18 protein-coding genes are annotated in these 15,839 nt (G+C 70.9%); 9 read left to right on the forward strand and 9 right to left on the reverse strand.

Annotated features, from left to right (window positions below):
• Positions 1 to 17 precede the first annotated feature (17 nt).
• Positions 18 to 911 carry a 2-hydroxy-3-oxopropionate reductase gene (locus ACIHIX_RS07910; protein ID WP_399951364.1) on the reverse strand — a complete coding sequence of 298 codons (894 nt, stop codon included), beginning with the start codon at positions 909 to 911 and terminating at the stop codon, positions 18 to 20.
• 26 nt (positions 912 to 937) lie between these two features.
• The gene (locus ACIHIX_RS07915) at positions 938 to 1,759 is read right to left on the reverse strand and encodes a TIM barrel protein (RefSeq protein WP_399951367.1); all 822 of its coding nucleotides are present in this window, start codon (positions 1,757 to 1,759) and stop codon (positions 938 to 940) included.
• A 138-nt stretch (positions 1,760 to 1,897) separates the two neighbouring features.
• On the opposite strand from ACIHIX_RS07915, the gene ACIHIX_RS07920 reads away from it, so the two are divergent.
• The 7 genes from ACIHIX_RS07920 to ACIHIX_RS07950 all read left to right on the forward strand — a co-directional run bounded on the left by ACIHIX_RS07920 (position 1,898) and on the right by ACIHIX_RS07950 (position 7,582).
• Positions 1,898 to 2,164, forward strand: a complete 267-nt coding sequence (locus ACIHIX_RS07920) for a hypothetical protein (RefSeq protein ID WP_329333084.1) — start codon at positions 1,898 to 1,900, stop codon at positions 2,162 to 2,164.
• Positions 2,161 to 2,529 carry a helix-turn-helix domain-containing protein gene (locus tag ACIHIX_RS07925; protein ID WP_399951370.1) on the forward strand — a complete coding sequence of 123 codons (369 nt, stop codon included), beginning with the start codon at positions 2,161 to 2,163 and terminating at the stop codon, positions 2,527 to 2,529. Before ACIHIX_RS07920 ends, ACIHIX_RS07925 begins: the two co-directional genes overlap by 4 nt.
• Positions 2,530 to 2,637: 108 nt before the next feature.
• The gene (uraD, locus tag ACIHIX_RS07930) at positions 2,638 to 3,147 is read left to right on the forward strand and encodes a 2-oxo-4-hydroxy-4-carboxy-5-ureidoimidazoline decarboxylase (RefSeq protein WP_399951373.1); all 510 of its coding nucleotides are present in this window, start codon (positions 2,638 to 2,640) and stop codon (positions 3,145 to 3,147) included.
• 6 nt (positions 3,148 to 3,153) lie between these two features.
• Complete coding sequence (uraH, locus tag ACIHIX_RS07935; RefSeq protein WP_329333079.1) at positions 3,154 to 3,543, forward strand: hydroxyisourate hydrolase; 390 nt, start codon at positions 3,154 to 3,156, stop codon at positions 3,541 to 3,543.
• 5 nt (positions 3,544 to 3,548) lie between these two features.
• Positions 3,549 to 4,472, forward strand: coding sequence for a factor-independent urate hydroxylase (gene pucL, locus ACIHIX_RS07940; RefSeq protein WP_399951377.1), 924 nt, complete (start codon positions 3,549 to 3,551; stop codon positions 4,470 to 4,472).
• A 103-nt stretch (positions 4,473 to 4,575) separates the two neighbouring features.
• Positions 4,576 to 5,952: an 8-oxoguanine deaminase gene (locus tag ACIHIX_RS07945; RefSeq protein ID WP_399951380.1), complete on the forward strand. Its 1,377-nt coding sequence runs from the start codon at positions 4,576 to 4,578 to the stop codon at positions 5,950 to 5,952.
• 244 nt (positions 5,953 to 6,196) lie between these two features.
• Complete coding sequence (locus ACIHIX_RS07950) at positions 6,197 to 7,582, forward strand: nucleobase:cation symporter-2 family protein (RefSeq protein ID WP_399951383.1); 1,386 nt, start codon at positions 6,197 to 6,199, stop codon at positions 7,580 to 7,582.
• Positions 7,583 to 7,590: 8 nt separating this feature from the next.
• Here ACIHIX_RS07950 and ACIHIX_RS07955 read toward each other — a convergent pair whose 3' ends face one another.
• Together ACIHIX_RS07955 and ACIHIX_RS07960 are read right to left on the reverse strand one after the other, a co-directional pair.
• The gene (locus ACIHIX_RS07955) at positions 7,591 to 8,391 is read right to left on the reverse strand and encodes a chitosanase (protein ID WP_399951386.1); all 801 of its coding nucleotides are present in this window, start codon (positions 8,389 to 8,391) and stop codon (positions 7,591 to 7,593) included.
• 93 nt (positions 8,392 to 8,484) lie between these two features.
• The gene (locus ACIHIX_RS07960) at positions 8,485 to 9,285 is read right to left on the reverse strand and encodes a helix-turn-helix domain-containing protein (protein WP_399951389.1); all 801 of its coding nucleotides are present in this window, start codon (positions 9,283 to 9,285) and stop codon (positions 8,485 to 8,487) included.
• A gap of 87 nt (positions 9,286 to 9,372) precedes the next feature.
• Here ACIHIX_RS07960 and ACIHIX_RS07965 point away from each other — a divergent pair, with 87 nt between their 5' ends.
• Positions 9,373 to 10,236, forward strand: a complete 864-nt coding sequence (locus ACIHIX_RS07965; protein WP_399951392.1) for an SDR family oxidoreductase — start codon at positions 9,373 to 9,375, stop codon at positions 10,234 to 10,236.
• 601 nt (positions 10,237 to 10,837) lie between these two features.
• On the opposite strand, the gene ACIHIX_RS07970 is transcribed toward ACIHIX_RS07965, so the two are convergent.
• Positions 10,838 to 12,286, reverse strand: coding sequence for an MFS transporter (locus ACIHIX_RS07970; RefSeq protein ID WP_399951395.1), 1,449 nt, complete (start codon positions 12,284 to 12,286; stop codon positions 10,838 to 10,840).
• An 82-nt stretch (positions 12,287 to 12,368) separates the two neighbouring features.
• Here ACIHIX_RS07970 and ACIHIX_RS07975 point away from each other — a divergent pair, with 82 nt between their 5' ends.
• Positions 12,369 to 12,770: a winged helix-turn-helix transcriptional regulator gene (locus tag ACIHIX_RS07975; protein WP_399951398.1), complete on the forward strand. Its 402-nt coding sequence runs from the start codon at positions 12,369 to 12,371 to the stop codon at positions 12,768 to 12,770.
• Positions 12,771 to 12,789: 19 nt separating this feature from the next.
• On the opposite strand, the gene ACIHIX_RS07980 is transcribed toward ACIHIX_RS07975, so the two are convergent.
• Genes ACIHIX_RS07980 through ACIHIX_RS07995 form a run of 4 tightly spaced genes read right to left on the reverse strand, consistent with a single transcriptional unit; the run spans position 12,790 to position 15,795 of the window.
• Complete coding sequence (locus ACIHIX_RS07980; RefSeq protein ID WP_399951401.1) at positions 12,790 to 13,212, reverse strand: acyl-CoA thioesterase; 423 nt, start codon at positions 13,210 to 13,212, stop codon at positions 12,790 to 12,792.
• A 54-nt stretch (positions 13,213 to 13,266) separates the two neighbouring features.
• Positions 13,267 to 13,893 (reverse strand): hypothetical protein, encoded by a 627-nt coding sequence (locus tag ACIHIX_RS07985; protein WP_399951402.1) that lies wholly within the window; start codon positions 13,891 to 13,893, stop codon positions 13,267 to 13,269.
• Between the two features lie 49 nt (positions 13,894 to 13,942).
• Positions 13,943 to 14,542 (reverse strand): histidine phosphatase family protein, encoded by a 600-nt coding sequence (locus ACIHIX_RS07990; RefSeq protein ID WP_399951404.1) that lies wholly within the window; start codon positions 14,540 to 14,542, stop codon positions 13,943 to 13,945.
• Between the two features lie 44 nt (positions 14,543 to 14,586).
• A complete protein-coding gene (locus tag ACIHIX_RS07995) occupies positions 14,587 to 15,795 on the reverse strand; it encodes a pyridoxal phosphate-dependent aminotransferase (protein WP_399951406.1) in 1,209 nt (402 codons plus the stop codon).
• Positions 15,796 to 15,839: the final 44 nt, after the last annotated feature.

Below are 15,839 nucleotides of genomic sequence, written 5' to 3' on the forward strand. Positions count from 1 at the left end.
GGGTGTGGGGCCGCGCGTCAGAGCTGGGCGCCGGAGAGGCGCTCCACCGCGCGCAGCAGTGCGGAGTGGTCCAGGCCGCCGTCGCCCTGGGCGCGCAGCGACGCGACCAGCTGGGCGACGACCGCGCCGACGGGCAGGGCCGCGCCGACGTTGCGGGCGGCGTCGGTGACGATGCCCATGTCCTTGTGGTGCAGATCGATACGGAAGCCCGGCTTGAAGTCGCGGTTCAGGAAGTTGTCCTTCTTGCGCGTCAGCACGGTCGAGCCCGCGAGGCCGCCGTTGAGCACGTCGAGCGCGGCCTTCAGGTCCACGCCGGACTTCTCCAGGAAGACCACGGCCTCGGCGCACGCCTGGATGTTGACGGCGACGATCAGCTGGTTGGCGGCCTTCACGGTCTGGCCGGAGCCGTGCGGACCGCACAGCACGATGGTCTTGCCGAGCGCCTCCAGGATCGGCTCGGCGGCGCTGAAGTCGGCCTGCTCACCGCCGACCATGATGGACAGCACGGCCTCGATGGCGCCGGCCTCGCCGCCGGACACCGGGGCGTCCAGGACGCGGATGCCCTTTTCCTTGGCGGCCTTCGCGAGGTCGACCGAGGTCTGCGGGGTGATCGAGGACATGTCGATCAGCAGGGCACCGGACTTCGCGTTCTCCAGGATGCCGTCGGGGCCGTACGAGATGGCCTCGACCTGCGGGGAGGCGGGCACCATCGTGACGACCACGTCGGCGTCCTCGACGGCCTCGGCGATCGAGGCGGCGGCCTTGCCGCCCGCGGCGGTCAGACGGTCCAGCTTGTCCTGCTCCAGCGTGAAACCGGTGACGTCGTAACCCGCCTTGATCAGGTTCTCGGACATGGGGGAGCCCATGATGCCGAGGCCTATCCACGCGATCTTGGGAAGGGTGTTGCTCATGATGGGGGTGCCTTTCGGGGAGGGGGTCAGCGGGACAGCCAGTCGAAGGCCTCGGCGCTCGGGCGGTCGCCCGGCTTGTACTCGAGGCCGACCCAGCCGTCGTAACCCGCCTTCTTCAGCTGGTCGAGGAGGTCTTCGAGGGGCAGCGAGCCCGTGCCCGGAGCGCCACGGCCCGGGTTGTCGGCGATCTGGACGTGGCCGGTCTTCGCGGCGTAGTCCTCGATCACCGCCGGCAGGTCCTCGCCGTTCATGGACAGGTGGTAGAGGTCCATGAGGAACTTGGCGTTGCCGAGTCCCGTCGCCTCGTTGACCTTGTCGACGATCCCGATCCCGGCCGACGCGGACACCAGCGGGTAGAGCGGCGACTCCGGCTTGTTCAGCGTCTCGATCAGCAGGATCGCGCCGATCCGGTCGGCCGCGCGGGCCGCCAGGACCAGGTTCTCCAGCGCGAGCGCGTCCTGCGCGCCGGGGTCCACGCCGTCGACGCGGTTGCCGTACAGGGCGTTGAGCGCCTTGCAGTCGAGGGACCGGGCGAAGTCCGCGGCCACCTCGATGTTGGCGCGGAACCTGTCCGACTCCTCGCCCGGGATCGACAGGGCGCCGCGGTCGGGGCCGGGCAGCCGGCCGGCGTAGAAGTTCAGGCCCGTGAGCTGGACGCCCGCGTCCTCGATCGCCTTCTTCAGGGCGTCGAGCTCGGACTGCTCGGGGGTGGGGGAGTCGACCCAGGGCCACCACAGCTCGACCGCGGTGAAGCCCGCCGCGGCGGCGGCCGCGGGGCGCTCCAGGAGCGGGAGTTCCGTGAAGAGGATCGACAGGTTGACGTTGAAGCGCTGGTCTGCGAATCCCATGGGCCGCTGCGCTCCCTTCCGTGTCGAGTGATTCCGTATTGCGGAAGTTCGTTTCTGCTTAATGGAAGATTGCCGTCGGGTCTCGTCGCTTGTCAAGAGGGCTCGGCGGAAGTCGACGCCGCGCGTTAGGTTGAGCGCGTGCGATTGAGAGTGGAGTTCACGACCGAGCCCTTCGACCTGGACGAGGCGCCCGCGCACGCGGTCGCGGCCCGTGAGGTCGTCGAGAGTGCTGAGCTGGACGCGGTGGACGTCGGCCCGTTCGGCAACACCGTGGAAGGCGGTGCCGACGCCGTGCTCACCGCCGTCGACGCGCTGCTGCGCAGGTCCCTGGCGGCCGGCGCGACCCGGGTCTCGCTCCAGGTCAACGTGATCGGGGAGAACGTGGTCGGGGAGGGCGGGAAGTGACCGGCTCGGGGGACGAACCCTTCATCACGGCGGTGAAGCCGCTGGTCGACGCCATGGGCGGGGAGCTGGTCCCGCCCGACGAGGCCGGCCCCGACGACGTCGTGCTGGCCTGGGACGGCGCCGACGTGGTCGCCGTACGCCTGCCGCAGCTCGCGGACTCCCTCGATCACATCCTGGCCGCCATGGAGCGCAAACAGGGCAAGCCGCTGGCCGACCTGGACCGCAAGGCCAAGCAGGAGGTCGTGCGCATACTCGAGGCGCGTGGCGCCTTCTCCGTACGGCACGGCGTGGAGACCGTGGCGAGCGCCCTCGGGGTCAGCCGGTTCACGGTCTACAACTATCTGAACCGCGACAAGGGCCTGTAGCCCCCGCTGGGGCTTGTAACCCCGAATTTTCAACAAAGTGTTGACGTGGTGTTTCGAAGGGCGTTAGCTATCGGCAGCCCGTTCAGCAACATGGCCACGGAGGCTCCCGTGACTTCGACTTCCACGCCGCCGGGCCTGACCCGGTTCAACGCCCTGGAGGAGCACGCGGCCCTCGCCGCCCTCCACGAGGCGTGTGCCTCCACGGCATGGGCGCGGCGGCTGCTCGCCGCCCGCCCCTACTCCACCAGCGACGAGCTCTACGCCGTCAGCGACGCCGCGACGGCCGAGCTGACCGCCGAGGACCTCGGCGAGGCGATGGCCGGACACCCGCCCATCGGCCGCCCCAAGGAGGGCGACCCGACCTCCGCCCGCGAACAGCGCGGCATGGCCGGCGCGACGGAGGAGCTCAAGGCCGAGATGCTGGAGCTGAACCTCGCCTACCAGGAGAAGTTCGGCCATGTCTTCCTCATCTGCGCCACCGGCCGGACCGGCGAGCAGATGCGCGACGCGGTCAAGGAGCGGATCGGGAACGCGCCGGAGCAGGAGCGGGAGATCGTCCGCACCGAGCTGGGCAAGATCAACCGTATCCGGCTCGCCCGACTCGTCGAAGAGGACTGACGCAGCATGAGCACCAGCACCACCGCCTCGGTGTCCACCCACATCCTGGACACCAGCATCGGCCGCCCCGCCGAAGCAGTCGCCGTCCAGCTGTCCGCCCGCCCGGGCCCGGGCGCGGACTGGCAGGCGCTCGGCGGCAGCGCGACCGACGCGGACGGGCGGTGCAAAGACCTGCCGGCCCTGCCGGAGGGCACCACACACGTACGGCTCGACTTCGCCGTCGAACCGTACTTCGAGAAGAAGCAAGCCGATGCGCAGCAGGACGCCCCCGCGAATCGGGACAGCGGTGCGTTTTTTCCAGAGGTAGCGATCACCTTCGCCGTCAAGCCCGGCGAGCACTACCACGTACCGCTGCTGCTCAACCCGTTCGGCTACTCCGTTTACCGAGGGAGCTAGCAGACATGCCCACGATCCTGGGACAGAACCAGTACGGCAAGGCCGAGAACCGAGTCGTAAAGATCACGCGGGACGGCGCCACCCACCACATCAAGGACCTGAACGTGTCCGTCGCGCTGAGCGGCGACATGGACGAGGTCCACTACTCCGGCTCCAACGCCCATGTCCTGCCGACCGACACCACCAAGAACACGGTGTACGCGTTCGCCAAGGAGCACGGCATCGAGTCGGCCGAGCAGTTCGGCATCCACCTCGCCCGGCACTTCGTGACCTCGCAGGAGCCGATCAAGGTAGCCCGGATCCGGATCGAGGAGTACGCGTGGGAGCGCATCGCCGCCTCCGACGCGAACTCCCGGTTCATCGGCGCGGACGAGGTCAAGCACTCGTTCGTGCGCAAGGGCCAGGAGACCCGGGTCACCCAGATCACCTATGACGGCTCGTCATGGGAGGTCATCTCGGGTCTGAAGGACCTGGTCGTGATGAACTCGACGAACTCCGAGTTCTGGGGCTACGTCAAGGACAAGTACACGACGCTCCAGGAGGCGTACGACCGCATCCTGGCCACCCAGGTCTCGGCCCGCTGGCGGTTCAACTGGACCGACGACGAGCAGCGGATGCCCCACTGGGAGAAGTCCTACGAGCAGACCAGGAAGCACATGCTCCAGGCCTTCGCCGAGACCTACTCGCTCTCGCTCCAGCAGACCCTGTACCAAATGGGTTCACGGATCATCAACAACCGCAGCGAGATCGACGAGGTCCGCTTCTCGCTCCCGAACAAGCACCACTTCCTCGTGGACCTGGAGCCGTTCGGGCTGAAGAACGACAACGAGGTGTACTTCGCCGCGGACCGGCCCTACGGCCTGATCGAGGCGACGATCCTGCGGGACGGCTGCGAGCCGAAGATCCCCGTGGACCTCACCAACCTGTAACAACTGCACGTTCTTGCGGCACCCGCGGCCCGCCTGGGCGGGCCGCGGTACTCAAATCCCCGGGTCCTGCCGTGCCCACTCCACACAGTGAAAAGGACGAACCATGGCAGCAGCCCAGCGCATCGTCATCGAGAACTGTTCGATCGCGACGGTGGACGCCGACGACACCGAGTACGGACACGGGTACGTCGTCATCGCCGGCAACCGCATCGAGTCGCTCGGCGCGGGCAGGGCCCCCGAGGGCCTGGAGAACGTCGTACGCCGCATCGACGCCACCGGACATCTCGTGACCCCCGGTCTGGTCAACACCCACCACCACTTCTACCAGTGGATCACCCGGGGCCTGGCCACCGACCACAACCTCTTCAACTGGCTCGTCGCGCTGTACCCGACCTGGGCGCGCATCGACGAGCAGATGACGTACTCGGCCGCGCAGGGCTCGCTGGGCATGATGGCCCGCGGCGGTGTCACCACCGCGATGGACCACCACTACGTCTTCCCGCAGGGCTCCGGCGACCTGTCCGGCTCGATCATCCGCGCCGCCCGCGAGATGGGCGTCCGCTTCACCCTCGCCCGCGGCTCCATGGACCGCAGCGAGAAGGACGGCGGCCTGCCCCCGGACTTCGCCGTCGAGACCCTCGAAGGCGCCCTCGCCGCCACCGAGGCGACCGTCAAGGAGCACCACGACTCCTCCTTCGACGCCATGACCCAGGTGGCCGTCGCCCCCTGCTCGCCCTTCTCCGTCTCCACCGAACTCCTGCGCCAGGGCGCCGAGCTGGCCCGCCGTCTCGGTGTGCGGCTGCACACCCACGGCTCGGAGACCGTCGAGGAGGAGCAGTTCTGCAAGGAACTGTTCGGCATGGGCCCGACCGACTACTTCGAGTCCACCGGCTGGCTCGGCGAGGACGTGTGGATGGCCCACTGCGTCCACATGAACGACTCCGACATCGCCGCCTTCGCCCGCACGAAGACCGGTGTCGCGCACTGCCCGTCCTCCAACGCCCGCCTCGCCGCCGGTATCGCCCGCGTCCCCGACATGCTCGCCGCCGGTGTCCCGGTCGGCCTCGGTGTCGACGGCACCGCCTCCAACGAGTCCGGCGAACTCCACACCGAGCTGCGCAACGCGCTCCTCATCAACCGCCTCGGCGCCCATCGCGAGGCCGCCCTCAACGCCCGCCAGGCGCTGCGCCTCGGCACCTACGGCGGCGCCCAGGTCCTCGGCCGCGGCGCCGAGATCGGCTCCCTGGAGGCCGGCAAGCTCGCCGACCTGGTGCTGTGGAAGCTGGACACGCTCGCCCACGCCTCCATCGCCGACCCGGTGACCGCGCTGGTCTTCGGTGCCGCGGCCCCGGTCACGGCGTCCTTCGTCAACGGCCGCCAGATCGTCGAGGCGGGCCGCCTGCTGCACGCCGACGAGGACGCGATCGCCCGCTCCACGCGCGAGCAGGCACAGCGGCTGGCGCGGATCGCCGCGCAGTAACTCCGTATTCCTGTACGGCACTTGATCTCCGGCTGGGAGGGACGGCTCCCGGCCGGTAGCCGTGAACCCGAGCGGGGTTCATGGCGGCCGTCTCCGGGGCGTACGCCACACGTGTGCGCCCCGGAACGGTCACCGTGCATGTCCCCCCATGCACCCCACCCGTCCTCCGGTCCCGCACGACCGCGCACCACCTCCAAGAAACCCACGTCAGAGCCGACGTGTTAGCTGACCCGGAGGAACCGCCGTGACCGCCCAACGAGCCGACGACACACACCCCGTCGACGAAAAACTCCCCGCAGTCAAAATGGCCACCACGGGCCTCCAACACGTGGCCGCCATGTACGCGGGAGTCGTCGCCCCGCCCCTGATAGTCGGGGCGGCCGTCGGCCTCTCCGGCACCGAACTCACCTTCCTGACCGGCGCCTGTCTGTTCACCGCGGGCCTCGCCACCTTCCTCCAGACGCTCGGTGTCTGGAAGATCGGCGCCCGGCTCCCCTTCGTCAACGGCGTCACCTTCGCGGGCGTGGCCCCGATGACGGCGATCGTCGCCTCCACCGACGACAAGTCCGACGCCCTGCCCGTCATCTTCGGCGCGGTGATCGTCGCCGGACTCCTCGGTTTCCTCGCCGCCCCCTTCTTCAGCAAGGCGATCCGCTTCTTCCCGCCCGTCGTCACCGGAACGGTCATCACGCTCATCGGCGTGTCCCTGCTGCCGGTGGCCTTCGGCTGGGCGCAGGGCCCCAACCCCGCGGCGGACGACTACGGTTCGACCACCTACCTGGGCCTGGCGGGCGCGACACTCGTGATCGTGCTGCTGCTGCGCCGCTTCACCCGCGGATTCGTCAAGCAGATCGCCGTGCTGCTCGGCCTGGTGATCGGCACCCTCCTCGCGATCCCCTTCGGCGTCACCGACTTCAGCCCGGTCGGGGCCGCGGACGTGATCGGCTTCCCGACGCCGTTCCACTTCGGCGCCCCGCAGTTCCAGGCCGCGGCCATCGTGTCCATGTGCGTGGTGATGGTGGTCTCGATGACCGAATCCACCGCCGACATGCTGGCGTTGGGCGAGATCGTCGAGCGCCCGGCCGATGAGAAGACCATCGCGGCGGGCCTGCGCGCCGACACCCTCGGCTCCGCGCTCAGTCCGTTCTTCAACGGCTTCATGTGCAGCGCCTTCGCCCAGAACATCGGCCTGGTCGCGATGACGAGGATCCGCAGCCGGTACGTCGTCGCCACCGGCGGCGCGTTCCTCGTGCTGATGGGCCTGTGCCCGATGGCCGCCTCGCTCATCGCGGTCGTACCGCGCCCGGTCCTCGGCGGAGCGGGCGTGGTCCTGTTCGGGTCGGTCGCGGCCAGCGGCATCCAGACCCTGGTCAGGGCCGGCCTGGACAAGGACAACAACGTCCTGATCGTCGCCGTCTCGCTGGCCGTCGGGATCATCCCGATCACCGCGCCGGAGTTCTACCACGCCTTCCCCGAGACGGCGAAGATCGTGCTCGACTCGGGGATCTCCACGGGCTGTGTGGCCGCGGTGGCGCTCAACCTGGTCTTCAACCACCTGGGCAGGCAGCGCGACGCACAGGACGTGACGCACCCGATGGAGGCGGGCGAGGAGATCGCCGCAGCGCACTGAGGCTCGGCTCAGGCGATGACGTAACTGTCCCCGTACACCTTCCACTTGAGCGGCGTGTCCAGGTCGAGATTGCCCTTCCTCACAAAGACCCGCTGGGCGGTCTCGACCCGGCTCACGTCACTGTGAGCCGCCTCCTGCCGCATCGCCCACACCCGGGCGTCGAGGTAGGCGTGCAGATACGTCGTCTCGTCGCCGCCGGCGGCCGGGGTGTCGGCGTGCTTCAGGGCTCGTCTGCGGATGCCGCCGAAGCTGACGGCGTCCGTGCCGGGGCCGTGCATCACCATCGCGTCGTAGTAGACGAACTGGCCGAGCGCGCCGAGACCGTCCTTCTTGGCGCGCATTACGGCCGGATCGAAGTAGACCCGGTCCCGCTCGTCACGCTGGGCCTCGCGGAACGCGGCCGTCTTCGCCGCCTTCCGCCAGGCGCCGGGGAAGCCCGGGTCGAGCCCCTCGTGGGAGTCGCTCCCGTCGACCGCGCGCAGGGCGGGCAGATACTCGGTGAGCGGATTGTCGGCATCCCGCTCCGTGTAGAGCTCCACCAGCGCAAGCATGTCGCCCGTCCCCGAGCAGAAGCCGATGATCCCGGCCGTGTACCCGCGACCGTCCCCGATGTCCTCGATGTACTTGTACTGCGCCTTCCAGTCGAGCGAGGAGTTCTCCGCGCTCGACACCAGCCGCATGGCGATGTCCTTCTTCCCCGGGGCGTCGAGCCCGGTGGTGGCAGCGGCTTCGGCGGACGGCCACCGGGTGCTCAGCACGGCCGTGCCGAAGGCGGCGAGCAGGGTGCGACGGGCGGATTTCGCGGACATCAGGGGCACGTCTTCATCTCCAAGGCAGGCGCTGTGAAGGGCAGTCGAGAGTCGCGCGCCGACTTGGGAAAGCCGTGAGGTGCCGTTAGCAGGTCACTGTGAGTCCGCGTCCCGCCTGCGGAGCCGGTCGAACGCCTGGCAGGGGCGGGCCTCGGGAAGGCGGCCGGTGAAGAAGGAACGTGGCGGAACGCCCATCAGGGTCCGGAAGTCGGTCGTCATGTGCGCCTGGTCGTAGTAGCCGGTGGTGGCGGCGAGGTCGGCCCACCGCGCGGTCGGGGCCTGCGCCAGCACCGCGCGGACGCGGTCGATGCGGGCGTAGTGCTTGGGGGAGAGGCCGACGCCCTCCGCGAAGAGGTTCCGCAACTGCCGTTCACTGACGGAGAGTTCCCGGGCCACCTCCTTCACCTGCCCGGGTATCCGGCCGCCGCGGAACGACAGGGCGTCCACCGCGGCCCGCAGCAGCCCGCTCCGGGACTCCGGGAGCGCCGGCAGCGCGGCAGCCAGTCGGCCGAGCATGTCGTCGAACGCCGAGTCGCCCATTTCGTACGACAGTTGTCGCGCCGTCCGCGCGGGCAGCTCCCGCAGGGGTACGACCCGGCCGACCAGGTCGGCGGCCGCCACGCCCAGCAGCGGACGTGCCGTCCCCGGCGCCAGGTGCAGTTGCAGACAGGACGAGAGGCGTTCCCCCTCCGCCCGGTGGTAGGAGGCGCGGGTCCGCGGGCCGACGACCAGCACATCCCGCCGACCGCCCTCCTCGACCCGCACGACCAGCTTCGTCGCGGTGTCGGGAGCGTGCGCGACCGACTCGCCGCCCGTCACCGTGCTGATCTCGGCGAACCAGGGGCGCAGGGCGTCGGGAAGGGGCGGGAAGGGCTCGGCGGTCGTGGTCGTCACTCCTCCACCGTAAGCGTGCGGAGCGGCCGTGTGGGGCGCCCAACCGTGCCGGAATCTCCAAGAGCCGCCCTCGGCTCGTTTGCCAACGTGGAGGCCATGATCCTGGTGACGGGTGCCACGGGCACCATCGGAAGCGCAGTCGTACGACAGCTCACGGCACGTGGTGCGAAGGTGCGGGCCCTGACCCGCGACCCCGGGCGGGCGGTGGTGCCCGACGGGGTGGAGGTGGTGCGTGGGGACTTCCTCGACCAGCCCTCCCTGGAGGCGGCGCTGGTGGGGGTGGACGCGGCGTTCCTCGTGGGGGTGCTCGGGCCGGAGGACGGCGGGCGGGACGCGCGACTGATCGAACTGACGCGGGCCGCGGGTGTGCGGCGGATCGTGAAGCTCTCCTCCATCGGCACCGGCGAGCCGGAGTTCGGCCCGTTCGGCACCTGGCATCTGCCCGGTGAACAGGCCCTGCGGGCGAGCGAGGTGGAGTGGACCATCCTGCGGCCCTCGTCCTTCGCCTCGAACACCCTCGGCTGGGCGCAGGCGCTGCGGGCGGGGCAGCCCGTGCCCAACCTGACGGGGGAGGGACGGCAGGGCGTCGTCGACCCGCGGGACGTGGCCGAGGCGGCGGTGGTGGCCCTGACCGGCCCCGGGCACGCGGGGCGGACGTACACCTTGACCGGACCCGAGGCGATCAGCGTCCCCGACCAGGCCGCGGTGCTCGCCGAAGTGATCGGCCGCCCGGTGGAGACGGTCACTCCGTCGACGGAGCAGATACGGGAGCAGCTGGCCGCCTCCGGGTTGAGCGAGCCGGCGGTGGACGGGGTGCTCGGGGGGCTGGAGTTCGCGCGCGGGGGTGGCAACACCACCGTCACGGACGATGTGCGCGAGGCGCTGGGGCGGCCCGCGCGGTCCTACCGGGAGTGGACCGAGGACCACCGGCACGTGTTCGTCGAGCCGTGACACGGGGTGGCGGGCAGGGGGGGCCGCCGTCGGCTCACACTGGGCCCGGGGCCCGGGGCCCGGGGCCCGGGGGCGCGGGGGGCGAGGTGCCCGTTGTCGTCTCGCCTGGTCCGCGGTCGCGGGGTGGGGTGGGGTGCCTGTTGTCGTCTCGCCTGGTCCTGGGTCGCGGGGTGGCGGGCACGGGGGGCCGCCGTCGGCTCACACTGGGCCCGGGGGCCCGGGGGCCCGGGGGCGCGGGGGCGCGGGGGCGCGGGGGCGCGGGGGCCCGGGGGGCCGGGGGCGCGGGGGCGCGGGGTGGGGCGGGGTGTCCGTTGTCGTCTTACCTTGTCCGGGGTCGCGGGGCGCACGGGGCCCGCTGCCGACTCACACTGGGCCCGGGGGCGCGGGGTGGGGTGGGGTGCCTGTTGTCGTCTCGCCTGGTCCGGGGGCGCGGAGTGGGGCGCGGGGTGGCTGTTGTCGTCCTACCTGGTCCGAGGTCGCGGGGTGGCGGGCACGGGGGCCCGCCGTCGGCTCACACCGGGCCCGGGGTCGCGGGGTGGGGTGCTCGCCGTCGTCTCGTCTGGTCCGGGGGCGCAGGACGCCTCGGGGGGCCGCCACCGTCTTACTTGTGCCGAGGCCGCAGGACGGCCGCCGCCAGGGCCAGCGCGGCGAGCGCGATCCCGGCGCCCGCCCGGAACGCCAGCTGGTAGCCCTCGGCGGTGGCAGCCACCAGCGTCGTGCCGCCGCCGTCGAGCAGCGCCTCCGTCCGGTTCGCCGCCAGGACCGAGAGCGCCGCGAGCCCGAGTGAACCTCCCACCACCTGCGTGGTGTTGAACAGCCCGGACGCCAGCCCCGCGTCCTCCTCCCGTGCCCCCGACATGGCCAGCCCGGTCAGCGCGGGCATCGCGGCGGCGAAGCCGGCGGAGAGCAGAAGCAGGGGCGGGAGTACGTCGGTGACATAGGAGCCGTCGGCCGGGGCGCGGCCCAGCAGCGCCATCCCGGCGACGATGAGGACGAGCCCGGCGAGCAGCACCCGGTAGGCGCCGAAGCGGCCGATCGTGCGGGCGGAGAGGCCGAGCATCAGCAGCCCGATCGCGATCGGCGCCGGCAGGAACGCGGTACCGGTGAGCAACTCGCCGTAGCCCAGGACGCGTTGGAGATAGAGCGCGCCGATGAACTGGAAACCGTACATCGTCCCGATCATCAGGATCTGCACGGCGTTCGCGCCGCTCAGCAGCCGGGAGCGGAACAGGCGCAGCCGCAGCAGGGGGCGGGCGGCCCGGGCCTGGCGGAGGGCGAACGCCGCGAAGAGCGCGAGGGCGAGCGCCGCGAGAAGGAGGGTGCGGGTCGGCTCGCGGTCCCCGGCGCCGACGATGCCGTAGACCGTGAGCATCAGGCCGCCCGTGACCAGCGCCGAGCCGGGGTAGTCGGCGCCCTTGCCGAGCCCGGCCCCGGTGTCCGTCGCCAGCACCCGTACGGCGGCGAGCCACGCCACGATTCCGATGGGCAGGTTGATCAGGAAGATCCAGTGCCAGCTCAACGCCTCGGTCAGCGCCCCGCCGAGGAACGTGCCGAGCGCCCCGCCCGCCGCGCCGACCGCGCTGAACACCGCGATGGCACGGGCCTGTTCACGCGGCTCGGGGAAGAGCGCCACCAGCATGCCGAGCACGACCGCCGAGGTCATCGCCCCGCCCACGCCCTGGAGGGCACGCGCCGCGATCAGCACGCCCTGGCCGGTCGCGAGCCCGCACAGCACGGAGGCCCCGGTGAACACGGCTAGCCCCGCCGTGAACATCCGCTTGCGGCCCACGAGGTCGCCGAGCCGGCCGGCGAGCAGGAGCAGCCCGCCGAAGGGGATGAGGTAGGCGTTGACGACCCAGGCCAGACCCGTAGCCGAGAAGCCGAGGTCGCTCTGGACGGCAGGCATGGCGACCGTGACGATGTTGCCGTCCAGGATCGTCATCAGCGTCCCCGCGCACAGGACGACGAGGGATGCCCAGCGGGAGTATGTTCGGGGCGGTGTCGCGGCCGTCGCCCGCGCCCTCGTCCGTGACTCGATCGTGGTCGGCATGGCCTTCGCTCTCCTTAGGTGCACGACTTGTGACTGAGTGCATCGTCAGTGACCATGAGGAGAGGCGTAAGGAGGCAGTTCGATGTCACAGAGGAACACCGGTGTAACCGTCGAGGCAGTGAACGCGCACGCGTGCCCGGTGCGGGAAGTTCTTGACAGGGTCGCCGGGAAATGGAGCGTCCAGATCCTGGTCGCCGCCGCTCAGGGTCCCATCCGCTTCACCGAGTTGGAGCGCGGCATCGAGGGCATCAGCCGCCGGATGCTCACCCTGACCCTGCGCAACCTGGAGCGCGACGGCCTGGTGACGCGCACCGTCCACCCCACGGTCCCGCCGAAGGTCGAGTACGAACTGACCCGGGCGGCCAGGGAGTTGCACGAGACCCTGCAACGCCTGACCGACTGGGCCGAGCGCAACAGGGTCTACATCGCGGAGTCGCGCGCGGCCTACGACACCGAGCACCGGCCGGACCTGGTCGACGCGTAGCCGGGGTCTTGCGGGCGGTTCACAGGCCGAACAGCGCCGGAGCCGCCGCCAGTTCCTTGAAGTACCGCCGCGGATCCGCGACCAGCCTGCGCTCGGCGAGGTCCATCAGCCCGCCGACGGCCGTGATCTCGGCGGCCACGGTGCCGTCCTTCTTGCGGATGGTCTGCGCTATGCGGAAGGTCTTGCCCTCGCCCCACTCGAAGCCGCAGCTCACCTCCACCTCGTCACCCGCCAGCAGCTCCCGCCGATAGCGGATCGTGGTCTCCAGCGCCACCGGCCCCACACCGCTGCCGATGAGCCCCGCCTGGGTGATCCCGGCGGCCCGCAGCAGCGACCAGCGGGCGTGCTCCGCGTAGTTGATGTAGACGCTCTGGTTCAGATGGCCCTGGACATCCGTCTCGTACCCGCGGACTGTCACCGGAACGGCGAACGGCTCGGTCATCTCAATCCCCTCTCGTACCACGGAAGTTGATGGACCGATCCTGGCATGTGCCTGTTACACGCGTCTCGGCGAGGCCAGCAGATAGCGGGCCCTGGTGCGTGGCTCGGTGTACTCGCCGACCTGCCAGCCCGCCGCCTGGAGCGTGGCCGCGCAGGCCGTGAGCGCGGCGGCGTCCGGCTCGCGCACGGCGACCGCGTCGGGCTGCGGGGTCGCGCGCACCCGGTAGCCGCCCTCGGCGTCGGCCCGAGCGGGAGGGTGCCCGGCCGCCTCCAGGGCGAGCGCGGCGGCCTGCACCAGATGCGCGCGCTCCCAGCCGCACGGCCGGTCCGTGGCCCCGTCCTGGTTCGTCATCCGGCGCAGTTCCAGCAACCCCTCCCACGCGCTGTGCACCTCCCGCACCCGGGCCGGGCCCGCGACGGGCGGATCCTCCTCGCCGCCGATACGGGCGGCGAAGACACCGGAAGGCGAGGGCGCCTCCGGCGCCGGCGTCACGGGCTCGGCCTCCCGCAGACGGTGCCCGGCCGGGGTGAGGAAGTGGTCGTGCGGCGGTCGCGGGTGCCGGAACGCCAGCCCATGTCTGACCAGGGACGCGAGCTGCGCCTCGGTGCCCTTCAGACGCCCGGTGACGGGATCGGCGGCGTCGATGGTGCGGCGCTGCGCGGCGGTGGGCGGACGGGTCACGGCATTCCCCCTTCGGCTGACGACGTCGCCGCTTCGGCTGCTTCGCAGGCTACGACGGAGGTCTGACATTCCACCCGGAGATCACCGGCCGGCCGTGTTCCGTCCCCAGCCGGCACACCGTCCCCGTGGCCAGTTGGAACAGTGCCCCCTGTGCCGCCGGCAGTCCCAGCCGCCGGGCCGTCAGCACTCGCAGGAAGTGCCCGTGCGCGACCAGCAGCACCACTCCCTCGGTGTTGGCGAGGGCCGCGTCGACCTTGGCCAGGACCCGGTCGGCCCGCTGGCCCACCTGCTCCGGGTTCTCCCCGGGGTGGTCCGGCGGGCCGGGCGCGACCCCGTCCGTGAACAGGAACCAGCCGGGCCGGGTGCGCTGGATCTCGACGGTGGTGATCCCCTCGTAGCCGCCGTAGTCCCACTCCCGCAGGTCGACGTCGACCCGGGCGTCCGGCACGCCGATCAGCTCGGCGGTCTCCCGCGCGCGTTGCAGCGGGCTGACGAACGCGGCCCCGATCCGGTGCGAGCGGATCAGCGGCACCAGCCGCCGCGCCTCCTCGCGCCCGTGCTCGGTCAGCGGGACGTCCGTGCTTCCGGTGTGCCGCCCGGAACGCGACCACTCGGTCTCGCCGTGCCGGACCAGAAAGAGATCACCCATGGCTCCAGGCTAGGAGCCCGGGCCGTGGTGCGCCGCCGGTGTCGCTACTGCCGGTAGCCGCTCAGGAAGCGCCCGATGCGGCCGATCGCCGCCTCCAGGTCGTCCGCGTAGGGGAGGGTGAGGATGCGGAAGTGGTCGGGGGCGGGCCAGTTGAAGCCGGTGCCCTGGACGACCTGGATCTTCTCGCGCAGCAGCAGGTCCAGGACGAACTTCTCGTCGTCGTGGATCTTGTAGACCTTGGGGTCGAGGCGCGGGAACGCGTACAGCGACCCCTTCGGCTTCACACAGGAGACGCCGGGGATCTCGTTGAGCTTCTCCCAGGCCACGTTGCGCTGTTCGTGCAGCCTGCCGCCCGGCAGGGTCAGCTCGCGGATGGACTGGCGGCCGCCCAGCGCGGCCTGGATGGCGTACTGGGCCGGGGCGTTGGCGCACAGCCGCATGGAGGCCAGCATGGTCAGGCCCTCCAGGTAGTCCCTGGCGTGCTGCTTCGGGCCCGTGACGACCATCCAGCCCGAGCGGAAGCCGGCCACCCGGTACGTCTTCGACAGACCGCAGAACGTCAGGACGACCAGATCGGGGGCGAGCGCCGCGGCCGAGTGGTGCACGGCGTCGTCGTACAGGATCTGGTCGTAGATCTCGTCGGCGAGGACCATCAGTCCGTGCCGGCGGGCGAGGTCGAGGATGCCCTCGACGATCTCCTTGGAGTAGACGGCGCCGGTGGGGTTGTTCGGGTTGATGATCACGACGGCCTTGGTGCGGTCCGTGATCTTCGACTCCAGGTCGGCCAGGTCCGGGTTCCAGTCGGCCTGTTCGTCGCAGATGTAGTGCACGGCCTTGCCGCCCGCCAGCGTGGTCACCGCCGTCCACAGCGGGAAGTCCGGGGCGGGGATGAGGATCTCGTCGCCGTCCTCGACCAGCGCCTGTACGGCCATCGAGATCAGCTCGGAGACACCGTTGCCGAGGAAGACGTCGTCGACGTCGACCTCCAGGCCGAGCGTCTGGTAGCGCTGGGCGACGGCGCGGCGGGCGGAGAGGATGCCCTTGGAGTCCGTGTAGCCGTGGGCCTGCGGGAGCATCCGGATCATGTCCTGGACGATCTCCTCCGGCGCCTCGAAACCGAAGAGCGCAGGGTTGCCGGTGTTCAGGCGCAGCACGCTGTGGCCCGCCTCCTCGAGCGCGTTGGCGTGCTCGATGACCGGGCCGCGGATCTCGTAACAGACGTCGCTGAGCTTGCTGGACTGCCGGAACTCCATGCTCTGCTGCCTCTCCGGTTTCGTGTGTTGCTTGGTTTTACCAA

Origin of the sequence: Streptomyces sp. NPDC051913, assembly GCF_044593635.1 — a bacterium.
GTDB lineage: Bacteria > Actinomycetota > Actinomycetes > Streptomycetales > Streptomycetaceae > Streptomyces.